Below are 16,954 nucleotides of genomic sequence, written 5' to 3'. Positions count from 1 at the left end.
ATCCGCCTGTTAGCCCCAGGGCGCGAGACGGCGTCGACTGTGTAACCTGCGGTTTCGATCTTTCAGTGATCGGCCTCCGTTGACTATTGCGCAACTGAGGCGACCACGGGCCAGGTGTCGTACACGGCGAATCGGGCGAGCGGGTGGGTTTCTTGTACACGTCGCCGCGAGCGAGGGTCCTCGCCCGGTGGTTGCGCAGGGCGGAGTTGACACATCCGGTGGCGGTGATTTTCCGCGCCCAGAGATCACGGTGTTGTCGAGCAGCGTGACTGGGCCTGGGTATGCGCGGAAATCGCAACCCTGGACGGCGAGCCAAGGGACAGGAGGGTCGGTTGTCCGGGGTCGACGCACCGAGAATCAATACGAAACGCTTCATCTCAGCTGGGTTCGGTCAGTACGCCACGGTGAAGCGTTCGCGCACGAAGAGCCCTGCTTCGAGAGCATCCACGATCGCGGAAGCGTAGTCGCCCACGGTGATTCGGCTCTCACCGTGCGCGTCGGTGATCGGGGTGTCGCGGGCCTCGGTGCGGTAGTGGCCGGTGCGCTCGCCGGGTTCCAGGTGGACCGGCGGCGGGCTGATATACGTCCACTCGACCGGAGTTTCGGTGCGGCGGAAGATCTCCAGCGCGGCGCCCTGGTCGAGGGCGGTCTCCAGGTATTGCGCCGGGAAGTTCGGCGAATCCACGAACCGTTGTCCGGGCGCGTATTCCAGGCTGCCGCCGCCACCGAGGAACAGTAGTCGGTGCACCCCGGCGACCGGCAGTGCCTCCAGCAGGGCCGAAGCGCCGCGCGGCACCAGGTGGTCGGGTCCCTTGATGGCGGCCACCACGGCGTCGTGGCCGGCGACCGCGTCCTTGATCGAGGCCGGATCCGTAACATCCGCGGTCTGCCGATCCAGCCGGGTGACCCGGTGTCCACGGGCGAGGGCCTCCGCGGCGACCGCGCTACCGAGGTTCCCGCTCGCGCCGATGACTGCGATGTTCATGGCGGTGTTCATCACAACATCCTTCTGTAAACCATTGACGAAATGTGCTATGAGAGAGGCGATCTCGGGAAGGTTCTCCTCGAGAGCGAAGTGCCCGGTGTCGAACAGGTGAACCTCGGCGCCGGGCAGATCGGCGAGGTAGGCGCGGGCACCGGCCTCGGGGAAGAAGGCATCGCCACGACCCCACACGATGAGCGTCGGCGGCTGGTTCTCGCGCAGCCACCGCTGCCACTCCGGGTAGCGGGCGACATTGGAGTGGTAATCCAAGGCGAGCGCGACCTGGGCCTCCTTGCGGCCCGGCAGGTCCAGGAAGTGTTGATCCAGGGTCCAGCCGTCGGGTGAGACCAGTTCGACGTCGGTGGTGCCGCCCTCGTATTGACCACGGGTGACCGGCAATTCGAGGATCCCGCGAACGTTGGTCTCGGCGTCGGGCACGCCGGGACGGTTGGCGATCATGCCACGAGCCAGCTCGGACAGCCCTTCGTCGTAGGCGTTGGCGTTCTGCACGATCAGCCCGGCGATCCACTCGGGATGCCGGGTGGCCAGCCGCAGACCGACCGGACCACCGAAATCGAAGGTGTACATCACGAACGACGTCAACCCCAGCCGCGTCACGAAGCCCTCGACGATGTCGGCCAGCCGGTCGAAGCTGTAGGTGAAGTCTGCGGGCGCCTCGGTGTACCCGAACCCCGGATAGTCCGGGGCGATCAGACGATACCGGTCGCCGAGCGCGTCAAGCAGCCGCCGGAACTGATGCGATGCCGACGGAAAACCGTGCAGCAGAAGCAGAACCGGCGCATCCGCGGGACCGGTCTCCCGATAGAAAACCCGGACCCCTTCGACGTCCACGAACCGGTGCGCCACGCGGGGTGAGGCAGTCATACATATCTCCTAGCCAATGGTGCTTCCGACATCAGGTGTGGGTCCTCGCAGCGGGGAGCGACGGTAGGATTCCACGATTGCCTCCGAGTTGCCGACCAACAGTGCCACAGGCACCGTCATGCCGCAGTCCAAGTGGGATGGAATTCGATGACCTGCACGGCAGCGGCCCCCGTCCGCACGAACGGGTCCGAGGCGACCGCAGCCTCGATGTCGCTGCGGTCGCCCTCGGCGACGATCAGTCCGCCGGTTCTCGGCTCCAGGCGGCCGGCCAGCCGGACCAACCCCTTCGCGAAAACACCCTCGGGGTTGGCGTAGTGCTCGTCCTTGAGGGAGTCGATCGTCTCGAGCGGCGCTTGGTAGGTCAGCATGATCAGGAACATGTCTCTATCCAACGGCCGCGCACCCCGCCTCGGCCAAGACCAAATCCTGGAGCCGCTATAAGGTCTCACCTATAGCGGCACGTGGAGGGCCAGAAATGGACGAGATCCCAGACATCGAATTCCGGCATCTGCGCAACTTCGCCGTGATCGCCGACGCCGGCACGATCACCGAGGCCGCCGCCAGGCTGCGCATCGCCCAGCCGAGCCTGAGCCAGCAGCTCAAAGCACTCGAACAACGCGTCGGCGCCAAGCTTTTCGACCGCACACCCCGGGGCATGACCCTGACCAGTGGCGGGCGGGCCCTCCTCGACGGAGTACACCGGGCGACCGACGAGCTCCGCGCCGGCCTCGCGCTCGTCCGCGACGAGCCGCTGCACGCGCGCATCGGGCTGTGCCGCGGGGTACCGCAAGCGGTACTCGCCCGGGTCCAGGACATCGCCACCGCACGACGGCCCCTCGACATCACCTTCGGACCCGCCGACTCCCACCGGCAAGCCGACCTACTACGCAGCGGCCGAATCGATTTCGGTGTCCTGCGCCCGCCGATCGACGACACCGGCCTCGTCACCCGCATCGTGAGCGACGAACCGCTCGGACTTGTGCTCGATCGACGCCATCCCCTCGCCGACCGCCCCACCCTTACCTGGACCGAACTGACCGGACTGCGCCTGCTGTGGTTCTCCCCCACCCGCGCACCCGGATACGCCGCCGCCATCATCGCCCGCCTGCGCGCCAACGGCTGGACACCGTCGATCACCATCGACGACCACGCCACCCACACCCTGTTCCGCCACGCCCTGCTCACCCACCGCGACCTGGTGGCCCTGCGCCCCCGCGCGCTCGTCGCCGACGACACCGAATTGGTGTGGCGCGCGATCGAACCCGATGCGCCACACGAGCAGCTCGCCCTGGTCGCCCGCGCCGACACCATCTGGGCCCGGCTGTTGGCACCCGATGCCGAAGACCATCCGTGACGTCGTGTCGCGAGTGTTCGCCTCGGCGGGGGAGTCAGGGGCCTTCGCCCTATTCGGCTACGGGCTGTGGATCCGCGGCCGGCAGGTCCGGCTTCGATCGCCGCTCCAGAACGGCCATCACCACGGTCGGCAGCGCGGCGACTATCGCCGCCGCGAACACCCAGGAAAAGGTGGTGGCGAATGCGGCCGCCTGGTCGGTGTGCCGAGTCTCGTTGCCTTGCAGGTGTTGATGGAGAACGGCAACGAAAACGGCGGTCCCGATCGATCCGCCGACTCGCTGCATGACGTTGAGTTGCGGTGTGGCGTCGCTGATCTGGTTCGGTCGCAGCGTCCGTAGCGCGGCGGTCATCGCGGGCATGACCGCGAGCCCGATGCCGAGGCCGCGCACCGTCATCGCCGCGCCCAGCAGCCAGTAGGGGGTATCGGCGCTGATCAGCATGAACGGCACGGTGGCGACAATGCCGACCACGCTACCGATGACACAGACCCGGCTACCAATCTTTTCGAAGATCCGACTCGACAGTGCCATGGCGATCGCGGCGCCGACGCCCTGCGGCGCAAGCAACATGCCGGTGTGCGCGGCGTCTTGATCCCGGACCAGCTGAAAGTACAACGGCATCAACACCATCCCGCCAAAGGTCGCGGCACCGAACACGAAGGTCGCGAGAGAGGCCGAGCTGAACATCAAGTCACGATAGAGCCGGACATCGAGCACAGGATGCGGCACCCGCAGCGAGCGCACGACGAACCCTGCCGTCAAGGCGGTTCCGGCCAGCAGCGGCAGCAGCACCTGCGGTGTGGTGATGCCCTTCGCGCTCACCTCCGCGAGCCCATAGGTCAGACCGATCGCGCCGAGTGAGACCAGCGCGAACCCGAGCACGTCGAGCGGCCCGGCCGGTTCGGTGCGCTGATCGGCGGGCAGCAGCCGAACCGCCAATGCGAGCCCGATCAGACCGATCGGCACATTGATCAGAAAGATCCATTGCCAGCCCGCGTGTTCAAGCAGCAGGCCGCCGATGGTCGGCCCGAACACCGGGGTCAGCACCATCGGGATGCCGACGGCCGCCATGACTCTCGCCAGCCCCCGTTGACCCGCGGCGGTGACCAGGATGATCTGTCCCGCCGGGATCATCGCGCCGCCGCCGATCCCCTGGGCGATGCGGGCGGCGATCAGTTCGCCGACATTGCCGGACAGGCCGCAGGCGACCGATGCGAGCGTGAACAACAGCAATGCGGCGACGTAGAGGCGTTTGGCGCCTACCCGCCGTGCGGCCCAGCCGGTGACCGGCAATACCGCGGCCTGTGTCAGCAGATAGACGGTGACGATCCACTGGATCGAATCGAGCGAGCTGTCCAATTTCGCGGACAGCGACTTCAGGGCGACATTCACGATCGTGGCATCGAGGAAGGCGAGGATCGCCCCGACAAGGACGACGACGATGGCCCGGCGCGCCTGTGGTGAGAGGCCCGGCTGATCGGTCACGTCATCGGAAAGGTTGGAAACGGCAGTGCCGCGCGTCGCCCGCGGCGCGCGCCGAATCCCGACGAGCGCCGGCGCGATGCCGAGCGTTCCAGGCAGGCCCTGATGAACGCGGCCCTGGACGAGTTCGCCGAGAAGGGGTTCGACGGTGCCCGCATCCAGGACATCGCCGACCGCGCCGGCGTCAACAAGCAGTTGATCGCGTATTACTTCGGCGGGAAAGAGGGCCTCTACCAGGAGGTTCAGCGCAGCTGGCCGGAAATCGAGGCCGAGTTCGCCGACCCCGCCCTACCACTGGACGAGGTGGCAGTCCGCTATCTGAGTGCCGGCCTGGCAGACACGCGGCCGGCGCGGCTGATGATCTGGCGCGGCCTGACCGGCAATGACACCGACATCGATGACGACGAGACCACCGTCGAAGCAGACCTCGCCAACCTGCGCCACGCCCAGGAACGGGGCGAAATCGCCGCAGATCTCGACCCGGCCTTCGTCCGTATGGCCGTCATGGGCATGGTCCTGGCACCCGTCATGCTGCCGCGAACGATACTGCGCTCCACCGGAACCGAGCCCGGCTCACCGGAATTCGAACACTACTGCCGCGAACAACTGCGCAGGCTGATGCGACACCTCGCCGCACCCGACACACCCGGAAAATGACTCGACGTTGGCGGGCTCACGCCCGGTCCGGCTGCCAGTTCGGATCGCGGCCCAGCAGCGCTGCGATATTGTCCATCGCGGGCAGCGCCTGATCCTCCTCGAGCCGCGGGTGGTAGACGCCGTTCGGGCCGTTGAGGCGACTGCCCGGCGCGGTGATCGACCGAGCGATCGGCAGCGCGAGAGCGGTGAGCCGGTCCGGGACCGGGCAGGGACGGCCCAGTGCGCGCGCCAGATCCCAGCGGTGCACGAGCATGTCGACGAAGTGGACCGAGAGCACCAGCTCGGTCGTCAAGGGGCCGGACTGCGGCAGGTTCACCACCTCTCCCGAAAGTTGCATTGCCACAACCCATCTCGCGGCAGTGAGGGCGAAGCCGTCGCGGGGATCGGCCGCCTCGTCGTCGAGCGGCGCACAGACGGTCGTGATGACGGCTTCGTGCCGTTCGTTCATGTGGTTGATCAGGTCGGTGACGGTCCACCCGATACACGGCGTGGGCAGCGCGAGGTCGGCGTCGGCGAGGACGGCCACATCGTGGCCGATCACAGCGAGGGCGGTCGCGTCAAGTCGCAGAAGATCGCTCATGGTCCACTCTTTCCAGAATTAGCGTCCGATCGTTCGCTAAACACTATAGCGAACGATCGGACGCTATAGTGACCGTATGTCTCCGCGCCGCTCCCTCGTCGACGCCGCCCGCACTCGGGAACGGATCATCCGACTCGCCGTCGACGAATCCTCACGAATCGGGTTGGAAGGGTTGACGATCGGTTCACTCGCCGACCGGCTGGGGATGAGCAAGGCGGGTGTCATCGGCCCCTTCGGATCGCGTGCGGAATTGCAGATCGCCACGTTGGAACATGCCGGGCAGATCTTCCGGGCGGCCGTCGTGGACCCGCTCGCCGACCTACCCCCCGGCACGGCCCGCCTGGCCCGGCTGATCGATATCTGGATCGACTACCTCGCCGACTGCCCGTTCCCGGGAGGATGTTTCGTCACCGCCGCATCGACCGAACTCGACAGCCGACCGGGCCCATTGCGCGATCGGCTCAGCGCCACAGTCATCAACTGGCGCGGCGTCATCGCCGCCGAAGTAGCTGCCGCACAAGCAGAAACGGCGCAACCACAGCGCCCCCCGGACGAGATCGCCACCGCCCTCATCGGCATCTCGATGGCCGTGAACCAAGAAGTCCAACTACTGGCCGACCCCACCGCCCCGGCACGCGGCCGCGCGGCAATGCGCAGCGCAGCCGGACTCCCGGCGACCTAACACGCCACCTCGGGCCCACGGTGCGGCGACCCGTCGCGTCTGGTCGAGCCAGACACCAGAGCTGCCGCGGCGGTGCGAACCCACGAGGTGGGTGTCGACCACGCCGATCGCTTCCATGAGCGCGAACCGTGGTCGGGCCGACGAAGGCGAACCCGCAGCGGCGTAGTTCCTTGGCGAGGGCGCGGGAGTAGCTGGATTCGGTGGGGATCTCGGCGAAGGTATGGGGCATGGGAGTGGTCGCCGGTTTGTGGGACCAGATCAGCTGGGACAGGCCGCCCTGTTGCCGCAACCGGATGGTGGCGCGGGCATTGGTTATAGTGGCTTCGATCTTGCAGCGGTTGCGCACGATCGCGGGGTTGCTCATGCGCCTGTCGACGTCGGCGGCGGTGTAGTCGGCGACGATGTCGGGCTGGACGACTCCGGGGTCGGTGGTCGCCGTGGTCGATGTGTTGTCGCTGGTCATGGTGTCCTCGTGGTTCAGACGGTCAGCGGTCGGACAACGCCCTCGGCGACGACCCAGGCCATGCCGTCGGCATGCGCGCCCACGAGTTCGTCGAGATGATGTCCGCCCACCAGCTGCAACGCCTGTGGGGTGCCGATGCTCGCGGTACCGAGGGTGAGGCGCGGGGTCCAGGATGTCGACCACAGCAGTCGCCGGGTCATCTGGCCCCGGCCGGTCGCCGGTCCGGTCATCACCCACAGGTCCGCTGCGGCGGCCGCGAAGCGAGTGGCCTGACGCAGCCAGGACGCTGCGGCTTCCGGCCAGGTGACGGCGTCAGCGACCTGCCCGCCTGCGTCCCACCACCGGGTCGCGAGTGCCGCGGCGGTGGCCAGCGCCGCCGGTGTGCGACCGGAACCGATCATGATGACGCGAGCGCCCGGCGCCGGGCGAGTTCGATGATCGTGGCCAGTTCGGCGTCGGTGGCAGTGGTCCGGGCGGCAAGCCGCGCAGGGCCGATTGCCTACGGCCACTGCCGATCACGGGTCAGCCGTTCTCGGCCAGAACAACCAGGACTGCCGAGGTGTCATGGTAGTAAGGTCGAAATTCGGCGATCAGACCGTCGGAGAACCGGATCCACTGCAGCAGCGACGTTTCCAAAATCCGGCCCGTGCGCCGGGCGCGCAGCTTGCCACTGCTGTAGACCACGATCCGGTCGTCCTCGCTGAGGAACTGCTGCTCGTCGAACCACAAGCCGTCCCAACTGTTTCCCATGGCGGCGAGGAATCCTCGGATTCCCTCGTGCCCGCGCCACCGGCCGCCGTAAGGCAGGCTCGATGCCTGATGCATGACGACATCCGGTGCGAGATACCGAGCCATCTCCTCGAACCCGGCCCCCTCGGTAAGGTAGGCGGCCTCCGCCGCATAGAAGCCTCTCAGCGCCGTCATCGCATCCGTTGTCATGCTCTCGATCGTCGTCGACACCGACCATCCACGCTGGCGGAAATAAGCCGCCGCGTCCGTTGCGACGACCACTGCCATGAATTTCAGCGACTGCGGGCCGCGCCCCCCACCGAATTCCAACGCCGCAGCCTCGGTTTCGTACTCGACCGATGGTTTGCGGCCCAGTCGATGCATCAAACACTGCCGAGGCGGGCGGACAGACCACGGGGAAAGTCACACTCACCAACATCTACGAAAACGGTCGGTGTACCAAATATGATGGACCGACCGTTCCAGTGGAGCTTGGGGGAGCTTACTACAACACGAAACACCAGGTAGAAGCACTGGAGGGAATGATCCGGAAGCTACCGGACCCCAACGCGCCCGCGCCGCAGACCACTGATCAGCCCAAAGCCCGGCGCGCACGTCAACTCGATACTGCCGAGATCGCCGAACTGATCGCTGGCTATGAAGGCGGAGCCACGGTGTACCAACTGGGCGTTCACTTCGGTATCGAACGCCGGACAGTCAGCCAGATCCTCCACCGTCAGGGAGTATCGATGCGCCGCAGAGGACTCTCGCCCGAGCAGATCGACGAGGCGTTCCACCTGTACGAGCTGGGCTGGTCACTGGCCCGAGTCGGCAGACACCTTGGTGTCGAACACTCCACCGTCCTGGCCAAACTACGCGAGCGCGGCATACCCACCAGAGACACCCACGGACGACCGCGTACATGAGCGGAGCTGCGTCGGCGAACAACTGGACCAGACGCGGGTGATCCTCGCGCTCGTGTGGCACCGGTAGGAGGTGCCACGAGACGCAGAGCGGATCAGCGCGGAGTTCGACCGACGAGCAGCAACGTACGACGCCAACACCCTGCACCACCGGTGGCTGGCGCAAGAAGCCGTCCGCTTCGGCCGCACCGCGCCCACGCGCGTGGGTCCTCGATGTCGCCACTGGAACGGGGCTGGCCGCACGGGAGGCCGCGCCGCTGACGGGCAGAAACGGCGGCGTAATCGGCGTGGACATCTCACTCGGCATGATTCAGGCTGCCGTCGAGCGCTCGCCCGGCAACTGCTTCTACGCGCGCGCCGATGCCCACCGGCTCCCGTTCGACACAGACCGCTTCGACCTCGTCCTGTGTGTCTCCGACCTCCCCTACATGGACGCCCCCGCCGCAGTGCGGGAATGGATCCGGGCCGCCCGTCTCGAGGCGGCGATCGTGTTCACCGTCCCGGCAGCCCAGGGCGTCAGCGTCAACCGCTTGGCGGGCGAGACCGCCGAAGCCGAAGGGATCCCGCTGCCGGACCCGCACGGCGAGCTGGGCACCCCCGATCGGCTGCGCGAGCTGGCCGGCTCGATAGGCCTCGAGGTGGACGACATCGAGCGGGTGCAATGGGAGGACCTTGCCGGAAAACGACATCCACCAACTGCGGCATTTCACCTACGACAACGGGTAGTTGGCTTCGACCACCAACTGACCAACCGATGACCGCAGGTCATCCCCGTTCCCATGTTCGATGTGCCCCGCCGAGGGCACAAACCGACAACAAGGTTTATGCAGGTCAGCCGACTGAGGCCACAAGTCACCTGGCGGGATTGGCGACATACGCTCAGGTCGGCTGGTGTCGGTTCAAATCCCCCCGGGGCCTAGCAGTTCGCCAGGAGTGCGTCGCGCATAACGCGGAAATCGCCCGGGCCGGCACCGGGAGTTCGAAACGCCCACACATCCTCAACCCGGAAATCAGGAGTGAACTCATGGATGCGCCACGGGCGGTCGGTGTGCTCGGTCTCGGAGAGTTTCCTGGACATCCAGACCTCCTGTTATACGGCCGCGTATAACACCTAGGTTAAGGCTGTTATACGGAGGCGTACAACCAGTCGACCGCGTGAGGCGGAGCACGCCCCGGGCACCCGAAGACCCTCACGGCGCCTTGGTAGCCCAAAGGATGACGTTGGTGCCGAAGAACTTCTTGTGCCATCCGATGTCGCGAAACCCCATACGGCTCAACAGGTCCGCGATCTGGCGCGGCGATTCGAAAGCGCGCGTGCTGGATTCGAGATAAGCGTAGGAAGACCGGTCACCGGACACCACCTGCCCGAGCAGTGGGACGATCGTGCGCAGACCCCACTCCACGACGGACTTCACCGGCCCGCTGGGCGGGCAGGTCTCGAGGACGACGAGGCGACCTCCGGGTCGGAGCACCCGATTCTGTTCACGCAACACCACCTCGAGATCGTCGACGTTGCGCAGCAGGTAGCCCTCGGTGATCGCATCGTACGATTCGTCGCCGAAGGGCAGGCTCGCAGCGTCGGCATACTGCCACCGCACGGCGGCGGCCCCCGGTTTGCCCCTCGCACAGGACAGCATCTGTTCGGAGAAGTCGGCACCGGTCACGATTACAGAGGGATACCTACGAGCCGCTTCCAGGGCGATAATGCCGGTGCCGGTGGCAAGATCGAGCAGGTTGCCACCCTTGGGCGGCGCCGCGTGCGCGGCGACTTCACGACACCATCGGCGATGACGACCGAGGGTCATGATGAAGTTCATCCGGTCGTAGTACCTGGCAATCCTTTGGAAGATCCCGTGTACCTCAACGCTTTTGCCCTGCGGCATTCGCTCGGCTGCCATCTCACAGACCCTCGGATCGGCTCGTACGGTTGAGGATCAGATCACCCGCGCGGGCGATGACCTCCTCACGGGTTCGCCCGCGATGGTCGGCGGCCAGGAAGTGGCTGCCGATGGCCACACAGAAGGCCAGCAGGCTGCGGGCTTCGACCTCGTCGGGATCCGAGCACATGGTTCCGATCGCGTCGCGGAGCAGATCCATACGCCGGTTGTCCACTCCGCGTAGGCGTTCGGCGACGGCGGTGTCTCGACGGGCCCAGTCGCGGATGGCGAGGTCGATGGGGAGCAATCGGTCGCTGGAGAAGGTGAGACGACCGGCCTGCTGGGCCTTGTCGAGCGCATTCCCGTCGATCCGCTCAATCGCCTCGAGCACATCGTCGACCGCTTCCCGCTCCCAGGTATCCAGCATTGCCGTCAGCAACGCCTCACGATCAGCGAAGTAGCCGTAGAACCCGCCCTTGGTCACTCCCAGCGCCTTGGCGAGCACCTCGATGCGCACGGCATCGACCCCGCCCGTGGCCAAAGCCTCCAGCCCCGCGTCGATCCATTTCTCGCGTGGTGTGCGCAGCGCGCCCATGTCGTGATCCACCTCACTCCATTGTTGTACGGAACCGTATAATGCATCTAGACTCGCATTATACGCAACCGTATAACCGATCGAGGACGGTGTCATGTCCAATCGCCTCCCCCGCTCCGCGCACATCGAAATGCCGTGGCGCATCCATGAAATCGTGCCGGACTTCCAGGTGCAGGACGTCTGGGCCTTCCACGCACCAGGTGCCGGACCTGATGATTTCCCGGCCGTTCTGGCCGCGCTCCGCGCAGGCGATGGTCCCGCGACCGCCTCCGCACCGGTCCGCCTCCTGTTCGCGGTGCGCTGGCGGCTGGGTGCCTTGCTGGGCTGGGACGAACCCGGCGCGGGTCTCGGCACCCGAGTCCGGTCGCTGCGCGATCGGCTGCCCGACGATCTGCGTCAGGAGTCGACCGAGTCGGCGGTGCCGCACACTCCGTTCACGACCTTGTACGAACGTCACGATGAAGCGGCGCTCGAACTGGCCAACAAGACCGTGCACGGGGTAGCGCATCTCGGCTGGGCAGCGACCTGTGCCGGGTACGAGCTGCGAATGGCGGCCCTGGTCAAGCCGAACGGACTGTTCGGACGGCTGTATATGGCTGGGATCGCGCCTTTCCGTCACCTGATTGTCTATCCGGCGATGCTGCGACGGTGGGATCGCGTATGGCGCCAACACGATTCGGCCCCACACTCCGAGCCCCTGCGCGCAGCCGACGAGGTCCGGTGATCGCGTGGGCGGGCCGGCTGATCGTGCTGTTCGGAGCCGCGCACACCATGCTGGCCCTGACATGGATGCGCGCCGCACGCTATGCCGGTGACTGGTACACCGGGGCACTGTGGCACGACGATCTGACCGCGATGAGCCCCGCGAACAGCGCATTGTGGTTGTCGCTGGACAGCTTTGGAATTCCGCTGGTTCTGGTCGGATTGACGGTGCTGTGGTTGGACCGCCGCGGCATGACACCGCCCCGATTCATCGTGTGGGTGCTCGGACTCTGGACCGTACATGGTGCCGTGGTCCTTGCACTCACACCGTGGCCGATCATGGCGGCAGCCGTCGTCTTGCTGATCGTCGGCACTCGGCGCGCCACCCCGACCCCCGAAGCAGCGCGAACAGCGTGATGGTTGCACCGAGAGAGGGTTCGACGATTTGCCGTCGAACCCTCTCAGGCCGCGCCGGTCTGGAGCCTTGCATAGCGGTGCCGGGCGTCGGCGGCGGTCACCGCGAGGACCAGAGGCTCCCAGGCAAGCAGCGGCGCGTAACACACCGGTGAATCCCACATCAACCCGAATCCGGCCGCGACTCGCCAAGCGCACGACGGAATCGCGCACCCGACTGCCGCCCACGCGGCGAGCTCGGCCCAGCGCGGGACTTCCCATCCGCCATCAGGCATGGCGGGCTCACTCTCTTCTGCGAAAAATGTAGGAGCGGAAGATATTTCCGAGTTATACGTTGCGTATAACGCCTGGGTTCAGAGTATCGAACCCCGCACCGGAAAGTAAGGGCAGAATCCACCGCCTTCTCGGTGGCGGTGGACACACCCTATGGCGAGCCGTCGACCAGCCCCGCGAAACATCGTTGCCGGAACGACGTACTCGCAGGTAGATGGATGCACCCGGAAGGGAGATTTCGGCGTAACTCGACGTTAACCCAATACTCCGCCGCGTAACGGCGCGAGCACGCAACCTGGCGACATGCACGATCATCGACAGCACCGAGCGTCGAGTGCGGGCAACGGCGACCGGTCCGGCCGTCCGACGCTGCGCCGAATCGACCAGTTGATGCCCGGCGCCGCCCATTTGGCGGCGCGACGGGTGCGCGACCTGTTGCGGGCCGAGATTCGCCGGGGTGCATTCCTCTATGGGCGACTGCCGGGTGAATCCGAGCTCATGGCGCACCATCGGGCGTCTCGGAAGGCGGTGCGCGAAGCGCTCGACCTGTTGCGCCGGGACGGACTCGTCGAACGACGGCGAGGCGTCGGCACGATGACGGTCCGCGAGGAGTACGTGGTGCCGGGTGTTCTCCCGCCGCAAGGCGATCCGTTCGAGACCTATCTGGCGCACGGCCACATCACCCCGCGGCTGCTGCACTGGACCTGGATGCCCGCGCCGAGCGCGGTCGCCACTCACCTCGACGGCGTCGCCGTCGGCGACGACTGCCTGTGCATCGAGTACGTCTTGCTCGTCGACGATCAGCCGATGGCCTTCTTCACCAACTATCTCCGTTCACCCGAGGCGTCGAAGGTCGACCAGCAGAGGTTCCAGACCGACTTCTACTCCCTGCTGCATTCCAGCGACGTCGCTGTCGCGGGATTCGATCTGTCGGTGCAGGCCGCTGCCGCCGACGAGTGCAGCGCCGCGTTGCTGCACATCGCACCGGCCGAGCCGATCCTGCTGTGGGAGCAGATGATTCGCGAGCCCGACGGTCAGGCGGTCGACTACGCGCTCGGCGCTCTTCGCGGTGACGTCGTCATGGCCTTCGGTGACATCCCCCGCATCGATCTGACCCGATCTCTGACCTCGCAACCCCGCCGATGAGGACACCCATGACTACGACCACCCGGATCACCACCGTCACCGAGGCCGCCGCAGCCCTCCGCCACGGCGACGTCACCGCGAGGGAACTCCTCGAACAGTGTCTGGCCGCCGCCGACGCCCTCGACGATCGCGTCGGGGTGTACCTGGCCCGATTCGATGATCTCGCCCGTGAGCGGGCCGCCCGGGTCGATGACAAGATCGCAATCGGGCAGCGGCTGGCACCGCTGGAGGGAATCCCGTTGGGCATCAAGGACATTCTCGCCTGCGAGCACGGACCGACCACCGGGCAGAGCCTGGTGCTCGACCCCGACTGGGGTGCGACCGTCGGCAACGCCGCGGTGGTGGAGCGGCTCGAGCGCGCTGGTGCGATCATCACGGGCAAGACCACGACCATGGAATTCGCCGTCGGCGTACCGGATCCGGACAAGCCCTTCCCGGTCCCGCGCAACGCCTGGGACACCGAGCGCTGGGCGGGCGGGTCGAGTTCCGGATCCGCCAGTGGCGTCGCGACCGGCATGTTTCTGGCGGCGATCGGCACCGACACCGCCGGCAGCATTCGAATTCCCTCCGCGTTCAACGGAACCACTGGGCTCAAACCCACTTTCGGTCGCGTACCCAAGTCCGGCGTGGTGCCGCTGGGGTACACCCTCGACCACGTGGGGCCCATGGCCCGTAGCGCGGCCGACTGCGCCCTGCTGTTGTCGATCATCGCCGGGTACGACCCAGCCGATTCCTACAGCGCGCCGGCACCGATCGACGACTACACGGGCGCACTCACCGGCGATCTCGAGGGCCTCACCATCGGAGTCGACGACCTCGACCGCTACGCCGGCGGCGGCATCGACCCAGTCCAACCCGAGCGGTTCACCGCAGCCCTGGACGTCCTCGCCGAGGCCGGTGCCCGCATCGTCCCCGTCGAGGTGCCGATGTACCCCGAGGTGGTGGCCATCGATGTCATCGTCATGCTGGCCGAGGCCCACGCCTACCACCATTCCGCATTGCGCAGCCGCTGGGAGGACTACGGACGCGCCACCCGAATCATCCTGGCATCCGGGTCGGCCGTTTCCGCCGCGGATTACCTACAGGCGCAGCGCGTCCGACGGATCGCCGCGGCCCGAATGGCCGAACTGCTCGCCAGTGTGGATCTCGTCGTCACCCCGACCGGGCACCTCGGCGCGCCCCGGCTGGACACGATCGATCAGTTGCGACCGCTGGATGTGCTGGCATCCCTGCACACCCCGTACTGGAACCCGCTCGGCAACCCCACCCTCGCCCTCCCGATCGGGCTGTCGGACGATGGCGTACCGCTGTCGATGTCGATCAGCGGCAAGCATTTCGACGAAGCAACCGTGCTGCGCGCCGGCGACGCTTATCAGCGCCGCACCACTCACCATCTGGCCATCCCCACCATTCGGTGACACACGATTCGGAGCCGATGATGACCGAACCGACAATCTGGTCCCCGGACCCCGCCGAGAACACCTCGATAGAGAACCTCGGCCAGGCCCTGCACGCGATGACCGAACTGCTACACCGGGTGAACGACGCCCGATATCTTGCCCCCGCAGGGGGTTTCGACAGCCTTCGTTGACGATCGGACCTGGGCGGAACAATGCGCTCGACCATCGCCCCCGTCAGGGTCGGCGCTCAGAATCCGCAGCGGCGTCGAATGGAGTGACACCGTGGGCATCGAGCGCCTCGCGGACGATTCGGTCGACGGCCTCGGCGGCGTCGGCAAGGTCGGCGTCGTCCTTACGCGCGCATCGCCGCACGGCCGCATGGGGCAACTCGATGATCAACAACGCCAACCGTTCCCGATCGGCCAGGCTGCGATAGCCCAGCCGATCGCCGAGATCCCGTACGGCATCGTCGATTCGGGCCTGCTGCGCCGCGGCCATATCCTGGGATTCAGCACTCCACGCCGCGAACCCGAACGATCCCGGGCCCGCGAGCAATACCGCAGCTTCCATCGGGTGTTGTCGCGACCAGTGGGTCACGTGATGGGCGGCTTGCGCGGCGGCCTGCTGCGGAGGATCGATCCGCAACGCCTCGAGGAACCCGCTCTGGAATCGATCGACCGTGCGCAGCCACAGCCCCGCAAGCAGCGCCGCCCGGTCGGGAAAGCGGTAGTAGACCGAGCCGCTCGGCGCGCCCACGGCGGCCGCGACCGCGCTCATGGTGACCGCGGCGGCGCCCTGAGTCGCGGCCAACTCGGCGGCGGCGTCCAGCAGTGAGTCCAGGGTATGCGTGGGTTTCCTTGACACGTATTGGAGATTACCCTCTAATTGCAATTAGAGAGCAATCGCCAAATGAAGGGTCCAGACCATGGTGCGCAATATCCACAGCCGGGTGATCGCAGCCGATGCCCAAGCGGCGGGCCGACTGCTCGACACGCTGTCGAGCGACGACGACCGACTCTGGCCGGTCCAGCAGTGGCCCGCAATGCGATTCGATCGGCCGTTGGGAGTCGACGCCGCCGGTGGCCACGGACCGATCCGCTACACCTGCGTCAAATACGTTCCCGGACGCGAGGTGATGTTCCGGTTCCACCGTCCGGCCGGTTTCGACGGGACGCACGCATTCATCGTGGAAGAGCTGGACGCCACACACACCCGCCTGACACACGAGCTCATCATGCGAACCCACGGAAAAGACCGGTTCACCTGGGCGCTGGCGTGGCGCTGGCTGCACGACGCCGCACTAGAAGACTCACTCGACCTCGCCGAGACCGCACTGGTTCCGGGGACGACGCCCAGAAGCCGCCACAGCCGCTATGTCCGCTTCCTGCGCGCGCGGATCCACAGCGATCAGGTGCGCAAGAGCAAAGTCCACCAGTAATCACGCCGGACGATTCGACACGACTTCACGCCGTGGCGCGCACCGCGCCCGCTGCGCAGACGAAGGGATCGATGTGAACTCCATGATGACCGGGCTGGGCAGATCGCTGACGCGGCTCGCGATCGCGGGTGCCATTGCCACGGTCGCGCTCACTGCCTCGACCAGCCCGGCAAGCGCGGAGCCCGCGACGAAGGTGACGCCATCCGACCCGCAGCAGTACAACCTCGCCGACTGCGATCGACCAGAACTCCAAGACGACAAAGCTTTCCAGGACTGATGTGCCAGCGTTCGCTGGGCCATCGACCCGGCCAACCCGCTCAACCCGACTAATCCAGATAATCCGGCAAACCCGGCCAACCCGCTCAACCCCAACA

At 66.5% G+C, this 16,954-nt stretch carries 21 protein-coding genes and 2 pseudogenes; 12 read left to right on the top strand and 11 right to left on the bottom strand.

The annotated features are described in order from the left end of the window. Positions 1-391 precede the first annotated feature (391 nt). Together ABH933_RS16350 and ABH933_RS16345 are read right to left on the bottom strand one after the other, a co-directional pair. On the bottom strand, positions 392-1,867 hold the full coding sequence (locus tag ABH933_RS16350; protein WP_429428057.1) for an alpha/beta fold hydrolase: 1,476 nt from the start codon (positions 1,865-1,867) through the stop codon (positions 392-394). Positions 1,868-1,983: 116 nt separating this feature from the next. Next, the gene (locus ABH933_RS16345) at positions 1,984-2,259 is read right to left on the bottom strand and encodes a YciI family protein (protein ID WP_429428055.1); all 276 of its coding nucleotides are present in this window, start codon (positions 2,257-2,259) and stop codon (positions 1,984-1,986) included. An 83-nt stretch (positions 2,260-2,342) separates the two neighbouring features. Between ABH933_RS16345 and ABH933_RS16340 the strand changes: the two genes are divergently transcribed. Beyond that, the gene (locus ABH933_RS16340) at positions 2,343-3,221 is read left to right on the top strand and encodes a LysR family transcriptional regulator (protein ID WP_429428053.1); all 879 of its coding nucleotides are present in this window, start codon (positions 2,343-2,345) and stop codon (positions 3,219-3,221) included. A gap of 49 nt (positions 3,222-3,270) precedes the next feature. Here ABH933_RS16340 and ABH933_RS16335 read toward each other — a convergent pair whose 3' ends face one another. Next, on the bottom strand, positions 3,271-4,704 hold the full coding sequence (locus ABH933_RS16335) for a DHA2 family efflux MFS transporter permease subunit (protein ID WP_429428051.1): 1,434 nt from the start codon (positions 4,702-4,704) through the stop codon (positions 3,271-3,273). Positions 4,705-4,806: 102 nt separating this feature from the next. Here ABH933_RS16335 and ABH933_RS16330 point away from each other — a divergent pair, with 102 nt between their 5' ends. Beyond that, complete coding sequence (locus tag ABH933_RS16330) at positions 4,807-5,358, top strand: TetR/AcrR family transcriptional regulator (protein ID WP_429428049.1); 552 nt, start codon at positions 4,807-4,809, stop codon at positions 5,356-5,358. A gap of 16 nt (positions 5,359-5,374) precedes the next feature. Here the strand turns inward: ABH933_RS16330 and ABH933_RS16325 are convergent, their stop codons facing one another. Then, a complete protein-coding gene (locus ABH933_RS16325) occupies positions 5,375-5,938 on the bottom strand; it encodes a maleylpyruvate isomerase family mycothiol-dependent enzyme (protein WP_429428047.1) in 564 nt (187 codons plus the stop codon). 76 nt (positions 5,939-6,014) lie between these two features. Here ABH933_RS16325 and ABH933_RS16320 point away from each other — a divergent pair, with 76 nt between their 5' ends. Continuing rightward, the gene (locus ABH933_RS16320; RefSeq protein ID WP_429428045.1) at positions 6,015-6,620 is read left to right on the top strand and encodes a TetR/AcrR family transcriptional regulator; all 606 of its coding nucleotides are present in this window, start codon (positions 6,015-6,017) and stop codon (positions 6,618-6,620) included. 48 nt (positions 6,621-6,668) lie between these two features. Here ABH933_RS16320 and ABH933_RS16315 read toward each other — a convergent pair. The 3 genes and pseudogenes from ABH933_RS16315 to ABH933_RS16305 all read right to left on the bottom strand — a co-directional run. After that, positions 6,669-7,029 (bottom strand): annotated as a pseudogene (locus ABH933_RS16315) (DNA-3-methyladenine glycosylase I); the annotation flags it as partial. A 68-nt stretch (positions 7,030-7,097) separates the two neighbouring features. Then, positions 7,098-7,484 (bottom strand): hypothetical protein, encoded by a 387-nt coding sequence (locus tag ABH933_RS16310; protein ID WP_429428043.1) that lies wholly within the window; start codon positions 7,482-7,484, stop codon positions 7,098-7,100. A 121-nt stretch (positions 7,485-7,605) separates the two neighbouring features. Then, complete coding sequence (locus ABH933_RS16305; RefSeq protein ID WP_429428041.1) at positions 7,606-8,022, bottom strand: nuclear transport factor 2 family protein; 417 nt, start codon at positions 8,020-8,022, stop codon at positions 7,606-7,608. Positions 8,023-8,297: 275 nt separating this feature from the next. On the opposite strand from ABH933_RS16305, the gene ABH933_RS16300 reads away from it, so the two are divergent. Further along, positions 8,298-8,738 (top strand): helix-turn-helix domain-containing protein, encoded by a 441-nt coding sequence (locus ABH933_RS16300; RefSeq protein ID WP_429428039.1) that lies wholly within the window; start codon positions 8,298-8,300, stop codon positions 8,736-8,738. A 167-nt stretch (positions 8,739-8,905) separates the two neighbouring features. Beyond that, positions 8,906-9,493, top strand: a pseudogene (locus ABH933_RS16295) (class I SAM-dependent methyltransferase); the annotation flags it as partial. 432 nt (positions 9,494-9,925) lie between these two features. Here the strand turns inward: ABH933_RS16295 and ABH933_RS16290 are convergent. Together ABH933_RS16290 and ABH933_RS16285 are read right to left on the bottom strand one after the other, a co-directional pair. Beyond that, entirely contained in the window at positions 9,926-10,633 is a 708-nt protein-coding gene (locus tag ABH933_RS16290; protein ID WP_429428037.1) for a ubiquinone/menaquinone biosynthesis methyltransferase, read from the bottom strand. Position 10,634: 1 nt separating this feature from the next. Beyond that, on the bottom strand, positions 10,635-11,207 hold the full coding sequence (locus ABH933_RS16285) for a TetR/AcrR family transcriptional regulator (RefSeq protein ID WP_429428121.1): 573 nt from the start codon (positions 11,205-11,207) through the stop codon (positions 10,635-10,637). Positions 11,208-11,301: 94 nt separating this feature from the next. Between ABH933_RS16285 and ABH933_RS16280 the strand changes: the two genes are divergently transcribed. Continuing rightward, the gene (locus ABH933_RS16280; RefSeq protein ID WP_429428035.1) at positions 11,302-11,931 is read left to right on the top strand and encodes a DUF2867 domain-containing protein; all 630 of its coding nucleotides are present in this window, start codon (positions 11,302-11,304) and stop codon (positions 11,929-11,931) included. Then, a complete protein-coding gene (locus tag ABH933_RS16275) occupies positions 11,928-12,326 on the top strand; it encodes a DUF6463 family protein (protein WP_429428033.1) in 399 nt (132 codons plus the stop codon). Before ABH933_RS16280 ends, ABH933_RS16275 begins: the two co-directional genes overlap by 4 nt. Positions 12,327-12,370: 44 nt before the next feature. On the opposite strand, the gene ABH933_RS16270 is transcribed toward ABH933_RS16275, so the two are convergent. Then, positions 12,371-12,598 (bottom strand): hypothetical protein, encoded by a 228-nt coding sequence (locus tag ABH933_RS16270; protein ID WP_429428031.1) that lies wholly within the window; start codon positions 12,596-12,598, stop codon positions 12,371-12,373. A 301-nt stretch (positions 12,599-12,899) separates the two neighbouring features. On the opposite strand from ABH933_RS16270, the gene ABH933_RS16265 reads away from it, so the two are divergent. From ABH933_RS16265 to ABH933_RS16255, 3 genes are read left to right on the top strand one after another with little or no spacing between them, the layout of a single operon-like run. Then, on the top strand, positions 12,900-13,742 hold the full coding sequence (locus ABH933_RS16265; RefSeq protein ID WP_429428029.1) for a GntR family transcriptional regulator: 843 nt from the start codon (positions 12,900-12,902) through the stop codon (positions 13,740-13,742). Positions 13,743-13,750: 8 nt separating this feature from the next. Continuing rightward, positions 13,751-15,160, top strand: coding sequence for an amidase (locus ABH933_RS16260; RefSeq protein WP_429428027.1), 1,410 nt, complete (start codon positions 13,751-13,753; stop codon positions 15,158-15,160). A gap of 20 nt (positions 15,161-15,180) precedes the next feature. Beyond that, the gene (locus ABH933_RS16255; protein ID WP_429428025.1) at positions 15,181-15,333 is read left to right on the top strand and encodes a hypothetical protein; all 153 of its coding nucleotides are present in this window, start codon (positions 15,181-15,183) and stop codon (positions 15,331-15,333) included. A gap of 43 nt (positions 15,334-15,376) precedes the next feature. Here the strand turns inward: ABH933_RS16255 and ABH933_RS16250 are convergent, their stop codons facing one another. Further along, the gene (locus ABH933_RS16250) at positions 15,377-16,006 is read right to left on the bottom strand and encodes a TetR/AcrR family transcriptional regulator (protein ID WP_429428023.1); all 630 of its coding nucleotides are present in this window, start codon (positions 16,004-16,006) and stop codon (positions 15,377-15,379) included. A gap of 61 nt (positions 16,007-16,067) precedes the next feature. Between ABH933_RS16250 and ABH933_RS16245 the strand changes: the two genes are divergently transcribed. Together ABH933_RS16245 and ABH933_RS16240 are read left to right on the top strand one after the other, a co-directional pair. Then, a complete protein-coding gene (locus tag ABH933_RS16245; protein ID WP_429428021.1) occupies positions 16,068-16,580 on the top strand; it encodes an SRPBCC family protein in 513 nt (170 codons plus the stop codon). A 73-nt stretch (positions 16,581-16,653) separates the two neighbouring features. Beyond that, positions 16,654-16,857, top strand: a complete 204-nt coding sequence (locus ABH933_RS16240) for a hypothetical protein (protein WP_429455041.1) — start codon at positions 16,654-16,656, stop codon at positions 16,855-16,857. Positions 16,858-16,954 lie beyond the last annotated feature (97 nt).

The organism is Nocardia sp. GP40, assembly GCF_050434125.1.
Classification (GTDB): domain Bacteria; phylum Actinomycetota; class Actinomycetes; order Mycobacteriales; family Mycobacteriaceae; genus Nocardia; species Nocardia albiluteola.
Note: the sequence above shows the minus strand (reverse complement) of the source record. Positions and strands in the feature narration are given on the sequence as shown.

Bases quoted from the DNA above. Each gene is read 5' to 3' on its own strand.
- ABH933_RS16350 (WP_429428057.1), bottom strand. From the start codon at position 1,867: ATGACTGCCTCACCCCGCGTGGCGCACCGGTTCGTGGACGTCGAAGGG.
- ABH933_RS16340 (WP_429428053.1), top strand. From the start codon at position 2,343: ATGGACGAGATCCCAGACATCGAATTCCGGCATCTGCGCAACTTCGCC.
- ABH933_RS16330 (WP_429428049.1), top strand. From the start codon at position 4,807: ATGAACGCGGCCCTGGACGAGTTCGCCGAGAAGGGGTTCGACGGTGCC.
- ABH933_RS16325 (WP_429428047.1), bottom strand. From the start codon at position 5,938: ATGAGCGATCTTCTGCGACTTGACGCGACCGCCCTCGCTGTGATCGGC.
- ABH933_RS16320 (WP_429428045.1), top strand. From the start codon at position 6,015: ATGTCTCCGCGCCGCTCCCTCGTCGACGCCGCCCGCACTCGGGAACGG.
- ABH933_RS16310 (WP_429428043.1), bottom strand. From the start codon at position 7,484: ATGATCGGTTCCGGTCGCACACCGGCGGCGCTGGCCACCGCCGCGGCA.
- ABH933_RS16305 (WP_429428041.1), bottom strand. From the start codon at position 8,022: ATGACAACGGATGCGATGACGGCGCTGAGAGGCTTCTATGCGGCGGAG.
- ABH933_RS16290 (WP_429428037.1), bottom strand. From the start codon at position 10,633: ATGGCAGCCGAGCGAATGCCGCAGGGCAAAAGCGTTGAGGTACACGGG.
- ABH933_RS16285 (WP_429428121.1), bottom strand. From the start codon at position 11,207: ATGGGCGCGCTGCGCACACCACGCGAGAAATGGATCGACGCGGGGCTG.
- ABH933_RS16280 (WP_429428035.1), top strand. From the start codon at position 11,302: ATGTCCAATCGCCTCCCCCGCTCCGCGCACATCGAAATGCCGTGGCGC.
- ABH933_RS16270 (WP_429428031.1), bottom strand. From the start codon at position 12,598: ATGCCTGATGGCGGATGGGAAGTCCCGCGCTGGGCCGAGCTCGCCGCG.
- ABH933_RS16265 (WP_429428029.1), top strand. From the start codon at position 12,900: ATGCACGATCATCGACAGCACCGAGCGTCGAGTGCGGGCAACGGCGAC.
- ABH933_RS16260 (WP_429428027.1), top strand. From the start codon at position 13,751: ATGACTACGACCACCCGGATCACCACCGTCACCGAGGCCGCCGCAGCC.
- ABH933_RS16255 (WP_429428025.1), top strand. From the start codon at position 15,181: ATGACCGAACCGACAATCTGGTCCCCGGACCCCGCCGAGAACACCTCG.
- ABH933_RS16245 (WP_429428021.1), top strand. From the start codon at position 16,068: ATGGTGCGCAATATCCACAGCCGGGTGATCGCAGCCGATGCCCAAGCG.